The sequence below is a fragment of the Streptomyces sp. NPDC048411 genome (assembly GCF_040704695.1).
GTDB lineage: Bacteria > Actinomycetota > Actinomycetes > Streptomycetales > Streptomycetaceae > Streptomyces.
Map to the genome: position 1 here is coordinate 47,016 of NZ_JBEZKL010000009.1, position 18,643 is coordinate 65,658.

Here is an 18,643-nt window from a genome sequence, read left to right on the forward strand (position 1 = left end):
CTGAGCGTACCTACCTCACGGACTCCGGTCAAAACAAATGCTGTCCGCCGGGACACGCGGGACAGAGCGTTGCGTCCCGTTCACCACCTGGTGCAAACCAGTCGTTCCTCGCACATGCCCCGGTCACTTTCATCAGCCTCTCGCCCCACCGGTCGGCGGGGCGCGCCGAGGGGTACTCCCCTCGCTGACCACCCAAAAACTCCCGGCTCACCCTGGACGGCATGCGGGAGCACCAACTCCGTGATCCAGGCCCAGATGGACCCGGCCGGCCCGTCGCTCGGCAGTGACGGAGAGCTACGAGCGGGAGGGGCCGAAGAAGCTCGCTCCGCGGGTGCTGAGCGACGTTCCGAACCAGCGGCTTCCAGGTGGACCCCGTAGGACCCCGCGACGCCACAGCTGCCGCTGGACGCCCGGGCGGGGCCGTGCACGGGAGCGGCTGGACCGGTCGCACGGCCCCGCCACCGTCCGACGAGCCGCGGCACCCCGGCCCGGCTGCCCTCCAGCCACCCCGGCTGCCCGACCCGGCTGCACCGCCTGCGGCCCTGTCCTCAGCCCGGACGCCGACCCCGCACACGCCGAAGGGCGGCCACCCCGTACGCAACGGGGTGACCGCCCTTCAGTCGTTCAGACCTTCGAACGACTCGCTTACTGGTTGTACGGACCGTAGTCGTAGTCCTCCAGCGGAACGGCCTGGCCGGAGCCCGTGCCGAACGGCGAGTAGTCGATGTCGTCGTAGCCGACGGCCGAGTACATCGCGGCCTTGGCCTCCTCGGTCGGCTCGACCCGGATGTTGCGGTAGCGGGACAGGCCCGTACCGGCCGGGATGAGCTTACCGATGATGACGTTCTCCTTGAGGCCGATCAGGGAGTCCGACTTGGCGTTGATCGCCGCGTCGGTCAGAACCCTGGTCGTCTCCTGGAAGGACGCCGCCGAGAGCCACGACTCGGTGGCCAGCGAGGCCTTGGTGATACCCATCAGCTGCGGACGGCCGGAGGCGGGGTGACCGCCCTCGGTGACCACACGACGGTTCTCGGTCTCGAACTTCGACCGCTCGACCAGCTCGCCCGGCAGCAGCTCCGCGTCGCCGGACTCGATGATCGTCACGCGGCGCAGCATCTGCCGGATGATGATCTCGATGTGCTTGTCGTGGATCGACACGCCCTGCGAGTTGTACACCTTCTGGACTTCGCCGACCAGGTGGACCTGGACCGCGCGCTGACCGAGGATGCGCAGCACGTCGTGCGGGTTGGTGGCACCCACGGTGAGCTTCTGGCCCACCTCGACGTGGTCGCCCTCGCCCACGAGCAGACGGGCACGCTTCGAGATCGGGAACGCCGTCTCGTCGCTGCCGTCGTCCGGAGTGACGACGATCTTCTTGGTCTTCTCGGTCTCCTCGATGCGGATGCGGCCGGCCGCCTCCGAGATCGGGGCGACACCCTTGGGCGTACGGGCTTCGAAGAGCTCGACGACACGGGGCAGACCCTGGGTGATGTCGTCACCGGCCACACCACCGGTGTGGAAGGTACGCATCGTCAGCTGGGTACCGGGCTCACCGATGGACTGGGCGGCGATGATGCCGACCGCCTCACCGATGTCGACCAGCTTGCCGGTGGCGAGCGAGCGTCCGTAGCAGAAGGCACAGGTGCCGACCGCGGACTCGCAGGTCAGGACCGAACGGGTCTTGACCTCCTCGACGCCGGCGCCCACCAGGGCGTCGATCAGGACGTCACCGAGGTCGACGTTGGCAGGCGCGATGACCTTGCCGTCGACGACGACGTCCTCGGCGAGCATGCGGGCGTAGACCGAGGTCTCGACGTCCTCCGTCTTGCGGAGCACACCGTCCGCACCCTTGACAGCGATCTTCAGCTTGAGGCCACGGTCGGTGCCGCAGTCCTCCTCGCGGATGATCACGTCCTGCGAGACGTCCACCAGACGACGGGTCAGGTAACCCGAGTCGGCGGTACGCAGGGCGGTGTCCGCCAGACCCTTACGGGCACCGTGCGTGGAGATGAAGTACTCCAGAACGGTGAGGCCCTCACGGAAGGACGCCTTGATCGGACGCGGGATGGTCTCGTTCTTGGCGTTGGACACCAGACCACGCATACCGGCGATCTGACGCATCTGCATCATGTTTCCTCGGGCACCCGAGTCAACCATCATGAAGATGGGGTTCGTCTTGGGGAAGTTCGCGTTCATCGCCTCGGCAACCTCGTTGGTCGCCTTGGTCCAGATCGCGATGAGTTCCTGCGTGCGCTCGTCCTTGGTGATCAGACCGCGCTCGTACTGCTTCTGGACCTTCTCGTCCTGAGCCTCGTAACCCGCGACGATGGCCTTCTTGGCCTCGGGCACGACGACGTCGGAGATGGCCACCGTGACACCCGAGCGGGTCGCCCAGTGGAAACCGGCCGCCTTCAGGTTGTCGAGCGTCGCCGCCACGATGACCTTGGGGTAGCGCTCGGCCAGGTCGTTGACGATCTCGGAGAGCTGCTTCTTGCCCACCGAATAGTCGACGAACGGGTAGTCCTCGGGCAGCAGCTCGTTGAAGAGCGCGCGGCCCAGGGACGTACGCAGCCGGAACGTGTCGCCCTGCTGGTACTCCTGCTCGCCCTCCTCGGCGACCGGCGGCACCCAGCCACGCGGCGGGATGGTGCCCACCGGGAAGCGGATGTCGACCTGCGCCTGGAGCGACAGCTCGCCGGCGTCGAAGGCCATGATCGCCTCGGCCGTGGAACCGAAGGAACGGCCCTGGCCGATGACCTTGCGCTCCTCCTCGTCCGTGGTGAGGAAGAACAGGCCCAGCACCATGTCCTGGGTCGGCATGGTGACGGGACGACCGTCGGCCGGCTTCAGGATGTTGTTCGAGGACAGCATCAGGATGCGGGCCTCGGCCTGCGCCTCCGCGGAGAGCGGCAGGTGCACGGCCATCTGGTCACCGTCGAAGTCCGCGTTGAACGCGGTGCAGACGAGCGGGTGGATCTGGATGGCCTTGCCCTCGACCAGCTGCGGCTCGAAGGCCTGGATGCCGAGGCGGTGCAGGGTCGGTGCACGGTTCAGCAGCACCGGGTGCTCGGCGATGACCTCTTCGAGGACGTCGTACACCACGGTGCGGCCGCGCTCGACCATGCGCTTGGCCGACTTGATGTTCTGCGCGTGGTTCAGGTCGACCAGGCGCTTCATCACGAACGGCTTGAAGAGCTCCAGCGCCATCGCCTTCGGCAGACCGCACTGGTGCAGCTTCAGCTGCGGACCGACGACGATCACGGAACGCGCGGAGTAGTCCACACGCTTTCCGAGAAGGTTCTGACGGAAACGACCCTGCTTGCCCTTGAGCATGTCGCTCAGGGACTTCAGCGGGCGGTTGCCCGGACCGGTGACCGGGCGACCACGGCGGCCGTTGTCGAACAGCGCGTCGACGGCCTCCTGCAGCATCCGCTTCTCGTTGTTCACGATGATCTCGGGGGCACCGAGGTCAAGGAGACGCTTCAGGCGGTTGTTGCGGTTGATCACACGGCGGTACAGGTCGTTCAGGTCGGAGGTCGCGAAGCGGCCACCGTCCAGCTGCACCATCGGACGCAGGTCCGGCGGGATGACCGGCACGCAGTCGAGCACCATGCCCTTGGGACTGTTGCTGGTCTGCAGGAACGCGGAGACGACCTTGAGGCGCTTGAGCGCACGGGTCTTCTTCTGGCCCTTGCCGGTACGGATGATCTCGCGGAGGCGCTCGGCCTCCTCGTCGAGGTCGAAGGACTCCAGGCGCTTCTGCAGGGCAGCGGCACCCATGGAGCCGTCGAAGTACGTGCCGAAGCGGTCACGCAGCTCGCGGTAGAGCAGCTCGTCGCCCTCGAGGTCCTGGACCTTGAGGTTCTTGAAGCGGTTCCACACCTCGTCGAGACGGTCGATCTCGCGCTGCGCACGGTCGCGCAGCTGCTTCATCTCACGCTCGGCACCCTCGCGCACCTTGCGGCGCACGTCGGCCTTGGCGCCCTCGGCCTCGAGCTCGGCCAGGTCGGCCTCGAGCTTCTTGGCGCGGGCCTCCAGGTCGGAGTCGCGACGGTTCTCGACCTGCTGACGCTCGACGGAGACGTGCGCCTCCAGCGAGGGCAGGTCACGCGTACGGCGCTCCTCGTCCACGAACGTGATCATGTACGCGGCGAAGTAGATGACCTTCTCGAGGTCCTTCGGCGCGAGATCGAGCAGGTAGCCGAGGCGCGACGGGACGCCCTTGAAGTACCAGATGTGAGTGACGGGAGCGGCAAGCTCGATGTGGCCCATGCGCTCACGGCGCACCTTGGCGCGCGTGACCTCCACGCCACAGCGCTCACAGATGATGCCCTTGAAGCGGACACGCTTGTACTTGCCGCAGTAGCACTCCCAGTCCCGGGTCGGACCGAAGATCTTCTCGCAGAAGAGTCCGTCCTTTTCGGGCTTGAGCGTGCGGTAGTTGATGGTCTCCGGCTTCTTCACTTCGCCGTGCGACCAGGTCCGGATGTCGTCCGCGGTGGCAAGGCCGATCCGCAGCTCGTCGAAGAAGTTGACGTCGAGCACTTGTCGTCAATCCCTCTTTCGGGGTCGAGTCTCAATCAATGGTCTGAACGGGTCCGGGGAGAGCCGGCCGCCCCTGAGCGGGGCGGCCGACCAGCCCGTCAGACCTCTTCGACGCTGCTCGGCTCGCGCCGGGACAGGTCGATACCGAGCTCCTCCGCCGCGCGGAAGACGTCCTCGTCCGTGTCACGCATCTCGATGGACATGCCGTCCGAGGAGAGCACCTCCACGTTGAGGCAGAGCGACTGCATTTCCTTGATGAGCACCTTGAAGGACTCAGGGATGCCCGGCTCGGGAATGTTCTCGCCCTTGACGATGGCCTCGTAGACCTTCACGCGGCCGGTCACGTCGTCGGACTTGATCGTCAGCAGCTCCTGGAGGGCGTAAGCGGCGCCATATGCCTCCAGCGCCCACACCTCCATCTCACCGAAGCGCTGTCCACCGAACTGAGCCTTACCACCCAGCGGCTGCTGGGTGATCATGGAGTACGGACCCGTCGAGCGAGCGTGCAGCTTGTCGTCGACGAGGTGGTGGAGCTTGAGGATGTACATGTACCCGACCGAAACCGGGTCCGGGAACGGCTCACCGGAGCGGCCGTCGAACAGCTTGGCCTTGCCGGAGGGCTGGACCAGGCGGTCGCCGTCGCGGTTCGGGATCGTGGCCTCGAAGAGACCGGAGATCTCGTCCTCGCGCGCACCGTCGAAGACGGGGGTGGCGACGTTGGTGCCGGGGGCGACCTGGTCGGCGCCGATGGCCTGCAGGCGCTTGGCCCACTCGTCACCGAGGCCGGAGACGTCCCAGCCGCGGCTGGCGAGCCAGCCGAGGTGGATCTCCAGGACCTGTCCCGGGTTCATTCGGGACGGGACACCCAGCGGGTTGAGGATGATGTCGACCGGGGTGCCGTCCTCCAGGAACGGCATGTCCTCGATCGGGAGGATCTTCGAGATGACGCCCTTGTTGCCGTGACGGCCGGCGAGCTTGTCACCATCGGTGATCTTGCGCTTCTGCGCGACGTAGACGCGGACCAGCTGGTTCACGCCCGGCGGCAGCTCGTCGCCCTCTTCGCGGTCGAAGACGCGGACGCCGATGACCTTGCCGATCTCACCGTGCGGCACCTTCAGCGAGGTGTCGCGCACCTCGCGCGCCTTCTCACCGAAGATCGCGCGGAGCAGGCGCTCCTCGGGGGTCAGCTCGGTCTCACCCTTGGGCGTGACCTTGCCGACGAGGATGTCACCGGCGACGACCTCGGCACCGATACGGATGATGCCGCGCTCGTCGAGGTCGGCGAGGACCTCTTCGGAGACGTTCGGGATGTCCCGGGTGATCTCCTCCGGGCCGAGCTTGGTGTCGCGGGCGTCGACCTCGTGCTCCTCGATGTGGATCGAGGAGAGGACGTCGTCCTGCACGAGGCGCTGCGACAGGATGATCGCGTCCTCGTAGTTGTGACCCTCCCACGGCATGAACGCCACGAGCAGGTTCTTACCGAGCGCCATCTCACCGTTCTCGGTGGCCGGCCCGTCGGCGAGGACCTGGCCCTCGACGACCCGGTCGCCCTCGGAAACAACAACCTTCTGGTTGACCGAGGTGCCCTGGTTGGAGCGCGAGAACTTGGCGATGCGGTACGTGGTGTACGTGCCGTCGTCGTTGGTGACGGTGACGTAGTCCGCGGAGACCTCCTGGACGACACCGTCCTTCTCGGCCTTCAGGACGTCACCGGCGTCGGTGGCGCAGCGGTACTCCATGCCCGTGCCGACGAGCGGAGCCTCCGACTTAATCAGCGGCACCGCCTGACGCATCATGTTCGCGCCCATGAGGGCACGGTTGGCGTCGTCGTGCTCCAGGAAGGGGATCATCGCGGTCGCGACGGACACCATCTGGCGCGGCGAGACGTCCATGTAGTCGACCTCGGCCGGCGGCACGTAGTCGACCTCTCCGCCACGGCGGCGGACCAGGACGCGGGGCTCGGTGAAGCGCAGTTCCTCGGAGAGGGTCGCGTTCGCCTGGGCGATGACGAAGCGGTCTTCCTCGTCAGCGGTGATGTAGTCGACCTCGTCGGTGACCTGGCCGTCGACGACCTTGCGGTACGGCGTCTCGATGAAGCCGAACGCGTTGACACGTCCGTACGAGGCGAGCGAACCGATCAGACCGATGTTCGGGCCTTCAGGGGTCTCGATCGGGCACATGCGTCCGTAGTGGGACGGGTGCACGTCACGGACCTCGAAGCCGGCCCGCTCACGGGAGAGACCACCCGGGCCAAGTGCCGACAGACGGCGCTTGTGGGTGAGACCCGACAGCGGGTTGTTCTGGTCCATGAACTGAGACAGCTGGCTGGTGCCGAAGAACTCCTTGATGGAGGCGACGACCGGCCGGATGTTGATCAGGGTCTGCGGCGTGATCGCCTCGACGTCCTGGGTCGTCATGCGCTCACGCACGACGCGCTCCATACGGGCGAGACCCGTACGGACCTGGTTCTGGATGAGCTCGCCGACGTTGCGCAGACGACGGTTGCCGAAGTGGTCGATGTCGTCGGTCTCGACGACGATCGTCCGGCCGGACTCGCCGACCGTCTCGGTCTCCCCGGCGTGCAGCTTGACCAGGTACTTGATGGTCGCGATGACGTCGTCGGTGGTGAGCACCCCGGCGTCCAGCGGCTCATCGGCGCCGAGCTTCTTGTTCACCTTGTAGCGTCCGACCTTCGCGAGGTCGTAGCGCTTCGGGTTGAAGTAGAGGTTCTCGAGCAGCGTCTGAGCAGCCTCGCGGGTGGGCGGCTCGCCCGGGCGCAGCTTGCGGTAGATGTCGAGCAGCGCGTCGTCCTGGCCCTGAGTGTGGTCCTTCTCCAGGGTGGCGCGCATGGACTCGTACTCGCCGAACTCCTCGAGGATCTGCTCGGTGGTCCAACCGAGAGCCTTCAGGAGAACGGTCACGGACTGCTTGCGCTTGCGGTCGATGCGGACACCGACCATGTCGCGCTTGTCGATCTCCATCTCGAGCCAGGCACCCCGGGACGGGATGATCTTGGCGGAGAAGATGTCCTTGTCGGACGTCTTGTCGATGGAGGAGTCGAAGTAGACACCCGGCGAGCGGACGAGCTGCGACACGACGACACGCTCGGTGCCGTTGATGACGAAGGTGCCCTTGTTGGTCATGAGCGGGAAGTCGCCCATGAACACCGTCTGGGACTTGATCTCGCCGGTCTCGTTGTTGGTGAACTCGGCCGTGACGAAGAGCGGGGCGGCGAACGTGAAGTCGCGCTCCTTGCACTCGTCGATCGAGTTCTTCGGGGGCTCGAAGCGGTGGTCGCGGAACGTAAGCGACATCGACCCGGAGAAGTCCTCGATCGGTGAAATCTCCTCGAAGATTTCCTCCAGGCCGGACTTGGTGGGGACGTCTTGTCCACTGTCCAGAGCAGCCTCGACGCGAGCCTTCCAGGCGGCATTGCCGAGGAGCCAGTCAAAGCTCTCGGTCTGCAGCGCGAGGAGGTTCGGAACCTCGAGGGGCTCCTTGATCTTTGCAAAAGAGATGCGCAGCGGGGCGGTGCTGGCACCGTTGTTCGTATTCGCGGTCGAGGCGTTGCGCGAGGCGGCCAAGAGGGGGTCCTTCCGAGGGCTCGGACTCACTACGCGCGTACCGGTCCCAAGTTGGACACGGAGACAGAAATCCCAGGTCAGAGACGTTCGGTCATCGGTGCTCAAGCGTGGGCATGCCCCTGGTGACGGGCAGGAGGCAGCTAACAGGCAGCGCAAAGGGTCAGTGTAGCCAAACGGCACACTGATGTCCAGTCCGGGTTCTCAGAGACCCTCGTCACTCGCAACAGCTGTTCTCAACACCTATGAATCGCCCTCGCGCGGGATGCGCTCTTCTTTACTGCCCTCTTCGTCATCGATCCATGCCTCGAATTCGGATCGATGTGACGACGCGTCCTGAGAATTGCGCGCCGCGTGCGGTTCGTCAAGGCCCCCCTGCCAGGACAGAGCCGCCGTGACCGTCACCCGCCGCCCCTCGGCATCGGCCGACGGCTCAGAGAGGCGTACGGCGAAGATCACCATACTCGTCAACCGCGGAAGAGCAAGGCAACCGCCTCGGGTACGCCGAAGGGCGACCACCCGTATGGATGGTCGCCCTTCGCGATGTGACGTCCGTGCCGTGCGGCACGGGCAGTCAGAAGGAGTCAGCAGACTCCCTGAGTCACTTGACCTCGACGGAAGCGCCGGCGGCCTTGAGGGACTCGGCAGCCTTCTCGGCGGCCTCCTTGGCGACCTTCTCGAGAACCGGCTTCGGGGTGCCGTCGACGAGGTCCTTGGCCTCCTTCAGACCCAGCGAGGTCAGCTCACGCACGACCTTGATGACCTGGATCTTCTTCTCGCCGGCGCCGGTGAGGATGACGTCGAACTCGTCCTGCTCCTCGACGGCCTCAGCGGCGGCACCGGGGGCACCCGGGGCGGCAACGGCGACCGCGGCGGCGGCGGTGACGTCGAACTTCTCCTCGAAGGCCTTCACGAACTCGGAGAGCTCGATGAGGGTCATCTCTTCGAACTGCGCGAGCAGGTCGTCCTGGGACAGCTTCGCCATGATGGCGTCCTTCCACTAATTCGGCTGGTGCCGGATGTACATGTAGGCGGGCGTACGTTCGGCCCGCTGCGACCGTCGCCCTAACGGGCGGCGATCAATGCGCGAGCCGAATTACTCGGCACCGCCCTGCTCGGCCTTCTTGGCGCGAAGCGCTTCCGCGGTGCGGACGAACTTCGACGGCAGAGCCTGGAAGAGCTGAGCAGCCTGAGACTGCTTGCCCTTGAAGGCACCGGCCAGCTTGGCGAGCAGAACCTCGCGGGACTCGAGGTCCGCAAGCTTCTTGATCTCATCGGCGGACAGCGCCTTGCCATCAAGGACACCGCCCTTGATGATCAGGTTCGGGTTCTCCTTGGCGAAGTCACGAAGACCCTTCGCCGACTCCACCGGGTCACCGGTGATGAAGGCAACCGCCGTCGGACCAGTGAAGTGGTCGTCCAGCGAAGTGATCCCGGCCTCGTTGGCCGCAATCTTGGTCAGCGTGTTCTTCACCACGGCGTACTGGGCGTTCTCACCGAGCGAACGGCGCAGCTGCTTGAGCTGTGCCACGGTGAGACCCCGGTACTCGGTCAGCACGGCGGCGTTCGAGCCGCGGAACTGATCCGCGAGCTCGGCTACCGCGGCAGCCTTGTCGGGCCTTGCCATGAGCGTCGGCCTCCTTCCGGGTGATGAGGACCGCTCAGAAGGGGCCGGGAAAGACGAAACGCCCCAGCACAAGTGCCAGGGCGCAGCTCGACCGGACAGAGTCCGGGAGCTTTCCACAGTCACCTGCGCAGGTCGCCCGTACTCAACGGATCCTTCGGTCACTGCCCCCTCTTGCGAGAGCGCAGCAACGACCAGCGGTCTTTGGCTTCTGGAGGAGAGTACGCGACCGGGGTCGCGCCTAGCAAATCCGTCCCGGTTCGGGCGGTGCGGGAGGTTTAAGAGGAGCTCACCACTCGGAGTCCGATCAGCTCGCGGCGTCTGGTGCGGGCGATCGCAAGGCGCCGAAAGGTCCTCGGACGGGGTCTCCCCTGCTCGAACGAAGCTGAGAGCTTGGAAAGGAGCTACCAGGGCGTTTCGGCAACGCGGCGAGCGTGCGTGCCAGGCGTCGCGAGCCGGGCGCCCGTTGTGTGAGCTCCTCTGAAGACCGGCGGGCACAAGGGGGGCGGTCCAAGACGCTCCCGCAGTGCTGCACTGCTGCTGCTCCACGAGCTTCTGGAAATCCACCGTGCCGGCAGCAGGAGGCTCCTCGACCGTGACCTGGGTGCCGTACCGGCGTCGAGCCGGGAGTTCTTCGCGGTCGGCCTGTCGACGTCGGGTCCCGGAGTAGTACGTGGTGGCGACGCCCCGTACGTCCCCCTGGCGGATACGAGGACGGGCCCCGCAACCTCGAAAGGTTGCGGAGCCCGTCAATGTCACACGTGACACGGCTTTCGTGCGAGCGCGGAGGCTCAGACGGCGGCCGGGTCCTCCTCGACGAGGAGGTTACGGGTGCGGTTGGCGTCCAGCGGGATGCCGGGGCCCATCGTGGTGGCCAGGGTGGCCTTCTTGATGTAGCGGCCCTTGGCGGCGGACGGCTTCAGACGGAGGATCTCCTCCAGCGCCGCGGCGTAGTTCTCGACCAGCTTCGTGTCATCGAAGGAGACCTTGCCGATGATGAAGTGCAGGTTCGAGTGCTTGTCGACACGGAACTCGATCTTGCCGCCCTTGATGTCGTTGACAGCCTTCACGACATCGGGGGTGACCGTACCGGTCTTCGGGTTCGGCATCAGACCACGCGGACCGAGCACGCGGCCGAGACGGCCGACCTTGCCCATGAGGTCCGGAGTGGCGACGACGGCGTCGAAGTCCAGACGGCCCTTCGCCACCTCGTCGATGAGCTCGTCGGCGCCGACGATGTCGGCGCCCGCGGCTTCCGCGGCCGCAGCACGGTCACCGGTCGCGAAGACCAGGACCCGGGCGGTCTTGCCGGTGCCGTGCGGGAGGTTCACGGTGCCACGGACCATCTGGTCGGCCTTGCGAGGGTCTACACCCAGGCAGAACGCGACCTCGACGGTGCCGTCGAACTTGGTGGTGGCGGTTTCCTTGGCGAGACGGACGGCCTCGAGGGGGGCGTAGTTCCGCTCCCGGTCGACCTTGGCGTCCGCAGCGCGGAGGTTCTTGCTGCGCTTCACTTCTGCTCCTGTGGTTTCAGGTGTGGAGGCGTGGTACGGGCCAGCGCTTGGCCCTGCCACTGAAGGACTACGGGGCTGATCAGCCCTCGACCGTGACACCCATCGAACGGGCGGTGCCGGCGATGATCTTCTCCGCGGCGTCCAGGTCGTTGGCGTTCAGGTCGGGCAGCTTGACCGTGGCGATCTCGCGGACCTGGGCGCTCGTGAGCTTCGCGACCTTGGTCTTGTGCGGCTCGCCGGAGCCCTTGTCCACACCTGCGGCCTTGAGGATGAGCTTGGCGGCCGGCGGGGTCTTCGTCACGAAGGTGAAGGAACGGTCCTCGTAGACCGTGATCTCCACCGGCACGACCATGCCACGCTGCGACTCGGTCGCGGCGTTGTAGGCCTTGCAGAACTCCATGATGTTGACGCCGTGCTGGCCGAGCGCGGGGCCGACCGGCGGGGCCGGGTTGGCCGCACCGGCGTTGATCTGGAGCTTGATAAGCCCCGTGACCTTCTTCTTCTTGGGAGGCATTGCTCTCTCCGGGTCCTAGTGAGAGTTTTTCGCCGTCATCCGGTCATCCGGATGCAGGCATACCGCACAACGATAACGGGTATAGCTGCGCGACCAAAAACCGAGCAGGTCAGAGGAGCTGCGAAGCCTCTCTGACCTGCTCGGTAGGCGTGTGTCCAGGCGGCGAAAACCGCTAGGGCCGTGACCGGCAGCGCTTGCCCCTCGACGGGGCAAGGACTGCCGGGAGTGGCACTAGTTCTTCTGGATCTGGTCGAAGCTGAGCTCGACCGGGGTCTCGCGGCCGAAGATCTCGACGAGACCCTTGACCTTCTTCGAGTCGGCGTTGATCTCGTTGATCGTCGCCTGCAGTGTCGCGAACGGGCCGTCGGTGACGGTGACCGAGTCGCCCACCTCGAAGTCCAGCACCTGGACCTCGACCTTGCGGGACGGAACCGGCTTGCCCTCGGCCTCCGCGGCCTCGCGGGCGGCCTTCTCCTCGGCCTCCGGGGCGAGCATCTTGACGATCTCGTCCAGGGTCAGCGGGTACGGGTCGTAGGCGTTGCCCACGAAGCCGGTGACGCCGGGCGTGTTGCGGACAACGCCCCAGGACTCGTTCGTCAGGTCCATGCGCACCAGGACGTAACCCGGGAGCTTGTTCTGACGGACGTTCTTCCGCTCGCCGTTCTTGATCTGGACGATCTCTTCCTCGGGCACCTCGGCCTGGTAGATGAAGTCCTCGACGTTGAGCGAGACGGCGCGCTGCTCCAGGTTGGCCTTCACACGCTTCTCGTAACCGGCGTACGTGTGGATGACGTACCACTCGCCGGGGAGACCGCGAAGTTCGTCACGGAGCGCGGTGACGGCGTCGACGGGAGCGGCCGACTCGGCCTCTTCCTCGACCTCTTCCTCCGCCTCCTCGGACGCGCTGTCCTCGTCCTCGGAGTCGGTCTCGCTCTCGGAGTCGTCCTCGTCCTCGGCGTGCAGGGCGGCCTGCTCGGCGGGCTCGCCCGCGGCGGCGTCGCCGGCTTCGGCCTGGTCCGGCTCCACAGCGTCCGCCGCCTCGACGATCTCGAACTCGTCCTCGGCGGACTCGACGTCGCCCGCCGTCGAGTCGACGGCGTCGTTCAGGTTCGGGTCAGACACGGTGGCTGCTTCTTCCTGGATACAAATGGGTGGAACATGCGAAAGGGGCGCCCTTGGGGCGCCCTCCGCGGGATCAGCCGAAGACGTACTTGATGACCCGCTGGAATCCGAAGTCAATCACGGTCACAAGACCGATCATCACGACGACGAAGACAATCACCACGGACGTGTACGTCGTGAGCTGGTTTCGAGTCGGCCAGACAACCTTGCGCAACTCGGCGATGATCTGGCGGTAGAACAGCGCGAGACGGCCCAGGGGACCCTTCTTGCCGCGCTTGCCGCCCTTCCGAGTCTTCTTCTTCGACTCGGGTACTTCATCCTCAGCATCAGGCATGTCGATGGAGCCCACGGCGTCCGTCACGCTACTCACCTGATTCCGGGTCATGGCCGTGCCGCGCCCGGTGGAGCCGCACGGCGGTGCATTGAAGTACGTACATGCGCACACATCCTGGCGAAGGAGTGTGTAGCAGGGCCGGAGGGACTTGAACCCCCAACCGCTGGTTTTGGAGACCAGTGCTCTACCAATTGAGCTACGACCCTTTGTGGTTTCCACCAACCTACCGCATCTTTCCCGGTACCCCGGGTGCAGCAACGGTGTGGCTGGTGAAGGCCAACGACAGGTGAGTGTACGTGCTCATCGGCCCGACGTCGAACAGATAGCTCCCGACAACTCGTAGCCACATGTTGTCCGCATGCTGTCCGAGTCCTGTCCGGTCCCTGAAACCCGTGTGCCGACAGGGATCGGGGTCTGGGACGATGGGGTCCATGAGCGCTGCAACTCCTCCCTCCGAGCGCCGGGTCTCCGCCCGCATCGGTGCCATCTCCGAGTCCGCCACCCTCGCCGTCGACGCCAAGGCCAAGGCCCTCAAGGCCGCCGGCCGTCCGGTGATCGGCTTCGGTGCCGGCGAGCCCGACTTCCCGACCCCCGGCTACATCGTCGACGCCGCGGTCGAGGCCTGCCGCAACCCGAAGTACCACCGCTACACCCCCGCCGGCGGGCTCCCCGAGCTCAAGGCCGCCATTGCGGAGAAGACGCTGCGCGACTCCGGTTACGAGGTCGACGCCTCCCAGATCCTGGTGACCAACGGCGGCAAGCAGGCCATCTACGAGGCGTTCGCCGCGATCCTCGACCCGGGCGACGAGGTCATCGTCCCGGCGCCGTACTGGACCACCTACCCCGAGTCGATCCGTCTCGCCGGCGGTGTCCCGGTGGAGGTCGTGGCCGACGAGACCACCGGCTACCGGGTCTCCGTCGAGCAACTGGAGGCGGCGCGCACCGAGCGTACGAAGGTCGTCCTGTTCGTCTCCCCGTCGAACCCGACCGGTGCGGTGTACAGCGAGGCCGACGCCAAGGCGATCGGCGAGTGGGCCGTCGAGCACGGCCTGTGGGTGCTGACCGACGAGATCTACGAGCACCTGGTCTACGGCACCGCGACGTTCACCTCGCTGCCGGCGCTGGTGCCCGCCCTGCGCGACAAGTGCATCGTGGTCAACGGTGTCGCCAAGACGTACGCGATGACCGGCTGGCGCGTGGGCTGGCTCATCGCCCCGAAGGACGTCGTCAAGGCCGCGACCAACCTGCAGTCGCACGCCACGTCCAACGTCTCCAACGTCGCTCAGGTCGCCGCGCTGGCCGCCGTCTCCGGGAACCTGGACGCGGTCGCCGAGATGCGGACCGCGTTCGACCGCCGTCGGCAGACCATCGTGCGGATGCTGAACGAGATCGACGGCGTGCTGTGCCCGGAGCCCGAGGGCGCGTTCTACGCCTACCCGTCGGTCAAGGCGCTGCTCGGCAAGGAGATCCGCGGCAAGCGCCCGGCCACCTCGGTCGAGCTGGCGGCACTGATCCTGGACGAGGCCGAGGTCGCGGTCGTTCCGGGCGAGGCCTTCGGCACGCCGGGCTACCTGCGGCTGTCGTACGCACTGGGCGACGAGGACCTCGTCGAGGGCGTGTCGCGGATCCAGAAGCTGCTGGGCGAGGCGAAGGCCTGATCGGCTTCGGACACGCGAACGGGTCTCCGGTGAAATCCGGAGACCCGTTTATGCGTTCAGGCAACACTCGTTCGGTGAAACGGGCTGCCTGTTCCGAGATCTTTACGGCAGGATCTTGGAGTGACTCCTCCCCCTTCAGCAGGGGGCTTCTCACTTGGCCTACTGTGCGGCCTCAAGACGGACAAGCCCTGCCCGGCGCCCTAGCGGCACAGGTCGGAGCGTAACAGTTACGGAGGGTGAATGGACGCCGTTCGCAACCTTCACCTGCTGCCCAAGGCTCACCTGCACCTGCATTTCACCGGGTCGATGCGGCCCACGACACTGCTCGAACTCGCCGACAAGTACGGCGTACGCCTGCCGGAGGCACTGACCAGCGGCGAACCGCCCCAGCTGCGGGCCACAGACGAGCGCGGCTGGTTCCGCTTCCAGCGGCTCTACGACATCGCCCGGTCCTGTCTGCGGGCGCCCGAGGACATCCAGCGGCTGGTGCGCGAGGCGGCCCAGGAGGACGTCGCCGACGGCTCCGGCTGGCTGGAGATCCAGGTCGACCCCACCTCGTACGCCCCGCTGCTCGGCGGGCTGATCCCGGCGATCGAGATCATTCTGGACGCCGTGGGCGCCGCCGCCCGCGAGACCGGGCTCGGGATGCGGGTGGTGATCGCCGCGAACCGGATGAAGCATCCACTGGACGCGCGGACGCTGGCACGGCTCGCCGTGCGGTACGCGGACCGGGGCGTCGTCGGATTCGGGCTCTCCAACGACGAGCGGCGCGGGATGGCACGCGACTTCGACCGGGCCTTCGCCATCGCCAGGGACGGCGGCCTGCTGGCGGCCCCGCACGGCGGGGAGCTGGCCGGCCCGTCGAGTGTGCGGGACTGTCTGGACGATCTGGACGCGGCCCGGATCGGACACGGCGTACGGGCCGCCGAGGACCCGCGGCTGCTGCGCAGACTGGCGGAGCGCGGGGTGACCTGCGAGGTGTGCCCGGCGTCGAACGTGGCGCTGGGCGTCTACGAGAAGCCGTCGGACGTCCCCTTGCGCACTCTGTTCGAGGCCGGGGTGCCGATGGCGCTCGGCGCGGACGACCCGCTGCTCTTCGGCTCCCGGCTGGCCGCGCAGTACGAACTCGTACGCCGCCATCACGCGTTCACGGACGAGGAGCTGGCGGAGCTGGCGCGGCAGTCGGTACGGGGGTCGGCGGCGCCGCCCGACGTACGGCGGCGGCTGCTCTCCGGGATCGACGACTGGCTGGCGAAGCCGGCCTGACAGCGCGGCGGCCGGAGCCGGGCCCACCCGTGAGCCCGCACCGGGCCGGCTACGCCCCGATTCCGTGCAGCACCGTCCGCGCCACGGACGCGGCGAACTCGTCGAGTGACTGCGGCGGGCGGCCCTCGTCCGTCGCGTCGTAAGCGAACGCGCGCTGGACGCAGGCGCCGAGCAGCAGCGACGCGGCGGCATAGGTGTCGGCACCGGGTCGGACGCGGCCGGCGGACTGTTCGCTGCGGAGGTAGGCGGCGACGCCCTGGATCGGCAGGTGCGGGCCGGTGCCGAGCTCGCGCATGGCCGCGTCGTGGCGGTTCTTGAGCCGCGGCTCGGCGTAGAGGGAGGCGGCGATCGGGAAGCTCTGGGCGTAGAAGAGCGCGGCCTCGCGGGCTATCTCGGTGAGGTTCTCCTCGACCGTCCGCTCCCCCGCCGCCGGGTCGGCGGTCAGCCGCCGCAGCAGTGGGTTGAGCTTGGGCAACCGCTCCTTGAGGACAGCCACGAACAGCTCCTCCTTGCTCGGGAAGTGCTTGTAGAGGGCCGCCTCCGAACAGCCCGCGGCGCGGGCGATTTCCTTGGTGGTGGCCCGGGCCAGGCCGATGGTGAGCATCAGCTGGTGGGCGGCGTCGACGATGCGGACACGGGCCGGCTTCTGCTCCATGTGCACTCCAATGATGCTTGACGCGTGGTGAGTATCCACTCACCCTAGAGGTGAGTGGATACTTACCCACCCGGGGAGGGTGCGCAATGAGACTCACGGTGTTCGGCGCGACAGGCGGCATCGGCCAGGAGATCGTCCGCCAGGCGGTGGCCGCGGGCCATGACGTGACGGCAGTGGTCCGCGATCCGGCACGGCTGCCGGTCCCGCTCTCCGACCTCACGGTCCACGCAGCGGCGCGGATCGACGATCCGGAGGCGCTGCGCGAAGCCGTCGCCGGGCGGGACGCGGTGCTCTCCGGACTCGGCTCGCGCGGCCGGAAGGCCGACGGGATCGCCGAGCGGCTCACCGGCTCGGTGCTGCGCGCCATGGAGGCGGAGGGGACGCGGCGGCTGCTCGTGGTGAGCGCGGCCCCGGTCGCGCCGAAGCCCGCGGATGCTCCGTTGCTGGACCGGATGATGCTGAAGGTGATCGGGGCGATCCTCAAGGACGTCTATGCCGACCTGACGCTGATGGAGGCCGCACTGGCCCGCAGCGCGACGGACTGGACGTCGGTCCGGCCGCCGAAGCTCACCAACGGGCCGCTGACCGGGACGTACCGGACGGTCTACGGCGGCAATCCGCGCAGCGGCCGGTCCATCTCCCGGGCCGATGTGGCGCACGCGATGCTGGCGCTGATCGACGATCCGGCGGCGGTGAAGCAGGGCGTGGGCGTGGCGTACTGACGCCACACCCGCGTCAGAGGGTGACGCCGACCGTCACCGGTTCGTTGACGAGCGTGACGCCGAAGGCGTCATGAACGCCCGCGACGACCTCGCGAGCGAGCGCGAGCAGGTCCTCAGTGGTCGCCCCGCCGCGGTTGGTGAGGGCGAGCGCGTGCTTGGTGGAGATGCGGGCGGGCCCGGTTCCATACCCCTTGGTGAAACCGGCCCGGTCGATGAGCCACGCGGCCGAGGTCTTGGTGCGTCCCCCGTCCGCGGGGAAGGCGGGGGGCGTCACCTCGGGGCCGAGCCGGTCCTTGGCACGGGCGAGGAACGCCTCGTACTGCGCACCGTCGAGGATCGGGTTGGTGAAGAAGGACCCTGCCGACCAGGTGTCGTGGTCCTCCGGGTCGAGCACCATGCCCTTGCCGGCCCGGAGCCGCAGCACGGTCTCTCGGGCCGCCGCCGCGGGCACCCGGTCACCCTGTTCCACACCCATGGCACGGGCCGTCTCGGGGTACTTGAGGGGCGCGGAGAGACCGCCCGCGTCTTCCAGCTCGAAACGGACACGCAGCACCACGAAGCGGTCGGGTTCGGCCTTGAAGCGGCTGTGGCGGTACGAGAATGCGCACTCGGCGTTCGGGATGGTGACCGTTTCGCGGGTGTACCGGTCGTAGGCGACGACCTCCGTGATGGTCGACGCGACCTCCTGGCCGTACGCACCGACGTTCTGGATCGGTGTCGCACCCGCCGAGCCGGGGATTCCGGCCAGGCACTCGATGCCCGCGAGACCGGCTTCGACCGTGCGGGCGACGGCGTCCGTCCAGATCTCGCCGGCGGCCAGTTCCAGCGTCGTACCGGAGAGCGCGAAGCCCTTGGTCGCGATGCGCAGGGCGGTGCCGTCGAAGCCCTTGTCGCCGATGACCAGGTTGCTGCCGCCGCCGACGACGAGGAGCGGAGTGCCGTCCTCGTCGGCCTCACGCACGGCTGCGACCACCTCGGCGTCCGTCGTTGCCGTGAGGAGGCGGGCCGCGGGGCCGCCGAGCCGGAAGGTGGTCAGGGGGGCGAGGGGGGCGTCGTGGAGTTCCAGCACGGGGACAAGAGTACGGTCCGCGGCACCACCGCTCGCGCG

General features: G+C 67.3%; 14 protein-coding genes and 1 tRNA gene. 3 read left to right on the forward strand and 12 right to left on the reverse strand.

Going from position 1 to position 18,643, the window contains the following annotated elements; genetic code table 11:
- Window positions 1-645: 645 nt before the first annotated feature.
- The 10 genes from AB0915_RS05685 to AB0915_RS05730 all read right to left on the reverse strand — a co-directional run bounded on the left by AB0915_RS05685 (window position 646) and on the right by AB0915_RS05730 (window position 13,440).
- The gene (locus tag AB0915_RS05685; RefSeq protein ID WP_358856900.1) at window positions 646-4,545 is read right to left on the reverse strand and encodes a DNA-directed RNA polymerase subunit beta'; all 3,900 of its coding nucleotides are present in this window, start codon (window positions 4,543-4,545) and stop codon (window positions 646-648) included.
- A gap of 98 nt (window positions 4,546-4,643) precedes the next feature.
- On the reverse strand, window positions 4,644-8,129 hold the full coding sequence (gene rpoB, locus AB0915_RS05690) for a DNA-directed RNA polymerase subunit beta (protein ID WP_366689852.1): 3,486 nt from the start codon (window positions 8,127-8,129) through the stop codon (window positions 4,644-4,646).
- 240 nt (window positions 8,130-8,369) lie between these two features.
- Window positions 8,370-8,588 carry a hypothetical protein gene (locus AB0915_RS05695; protein ID WP_366689853.1) on the reverse strand — a complete coding sequence of 73 codons (219 nt, stop codon included), beginning with the start codon at window positions 8,586-8,588 and terminating at the stop codon, window positions 8,370-8,372.
- A gap of 139 nt (window positions 8,589-8,727) precedes the next feature.
- On the reverse strand, window positions 8,728-9,111 hold the full coding sequence (gene rplL / locus AB0915_RS05700) for a 50S ribosomal protein L7/L12 (RefSeq protein ID WP_093897231.1): 384 nt from the start codon (window positions 9,109-9,111) through the stop codon (window positions 8,728-8,730).
- 111 nt (window positions 9,112-9,222) lie between these two features.
- Window positions 9,223-9,753, reverse strand: coding sequence for a 50S ribosomal protein L10 (gene rplJ / locus AB0915_RS05705; RefSeq protein WP_366689854.1), 531 nt, complete (start codon window positions 9,751-9,753; stop codon window positions 9,223-9,225).
- Between the two features lie 788 nt (window positions 9,754-10,541).
- Window positions 10,542-11,264, reverse strand: coding sequence for a 50S ribosomal protein L1 (gene rplA / locus AB0915_RS05710; RefSeq protein WP_366689855.1), 723 nt, complete (start codon window positions 11,262-11,264; stop codon window positions 10,542-10,544).
- 79 nt (window positions 11,265-11,343) lie between these two features.
- Window positions 11,344-11,778, reverse strand: a complete 435-nt coding sequence (gene rplK, locus AB0915_RS05715; RefSeq protein WP_358856895.1) for a 50S ribosomal protein L11 — start codon at window positions 11,776-11,778, stop codon at window positions 11,344-11,346.
- Window positions 11,779-12,009: 231 nt separating this feature from the next.
- Complete coding sequence (gene nusG / locus AB0915_RS05720) at window positions 12,010-12,900, reverse strand: transcription termination/antitermination protein NusG (protein ID WP_366689856.1); 891 nt, start codon at window positions 12,898-12,900, stop codon at window positions 12,010-12,012.
- A gap of 73 nt (window positions 12,901-12,973) precedes the next feature.
- The gene (gene secE / locus AB0915_RS05725) at window positions 12,974-13,261 is read right to left on the reverse strand and encodes a preprotein translocase subunit SecE (RefSeq protein ID WP_037687986.1); all 288 of its coding nucleotides are present in this window, start codon (window positions 13,259-13,261) and stop codon (window positions 12,974-12,976) included.
- Window positions 13,262-13,367: 106 nt separating this feature from the next.
- Window positions 13,368-13,440, reverse strand: a tRNA-Trp gene (locus AB0915_RS05730).
- A gap of 225 nt (window positions 13,441-13,665) precedes the next feature.
- On the opposite strand from AB0915_RS05730, the gene AB0915_RS05735 reads away from it, so the two are divergent.
- The gene (locus AB0915_RS05735) at window positions 13,666-14,892 is read left to right on the forward strand and encodes a pyridoxal phosphate-dependent aminotransferase (RefSeq protein WP_366689857.1); all 1,227 of its coding nucleotides are present in this window, start codon (window positions 13,666-13,668) and stop codon (window positions 14,890-14,892) included.
- A gap of 240 nt (window positions 14,893-15,132) precedes the next feature.
- Complete coding sequence (locus AB0915_RS05740; protein WP_366689858.1) at window positions 15,133-16,158, forward strand: adenosine deaminase; 1,026 nt, start codon at window positions 15,133-15,135, stop codon at window positions 16,156-16,158.
- Between the two features lie 49 nt (window positions 16,159-16,207).
- Here AB0915_RS05740 and AB0915_RS05745 read toward each other — a convergent pair whose 3' ends face one another.
- Window positions 16,208-16,813 (reverse strand): TetR/AcrR family transcriptional regulator, encoded by a 606-nt coding sequence (locus AB0915_RS05745; RefSeq protein ID WP_366689859.1) that lies wholly within the window; start codon window positions 16,811-16,813, stop codon window positions 16,208-16,210.
- An 86-nt stretch (window positions 16,814-16,899) separates the two neighbouring features.
- Between AB0915_RS05745 and AB0915_RS05750 the strand changes: the two genes are divergently transcribed.
- Window positions 16,900-17,535, forward strand: a complete 636-nt coding sequence (locus tag AB0915_RS05750; protein ID WP_366689860.1) for an NAD(P)H-binding protein — start codon at window positions 16,900-16,902, stop codon at window positions 17,533-17,535.
- Between the two features lie 13 nt (window positions 17,536-17,548).
- On the opposite strand, the gene AB0915_RS05755 is transcribed toward AB0915_RS05750, so the two are convergent.
- On the reverse strand, window positions 17,549-18,604 hold the full coding sequence (locus AB0915_RS05755) for a UDP-N-acetylmuramate dehydrogenase (RefSeq protein WP_366689861.1): 1,056 nt from the start codon (window positions 18,602-18,604) through the stop codon (window positions 17,549-17,551).
- Between the last annotated feature and the right edge of the window lie 39 nt (window positions 18,605-18,643).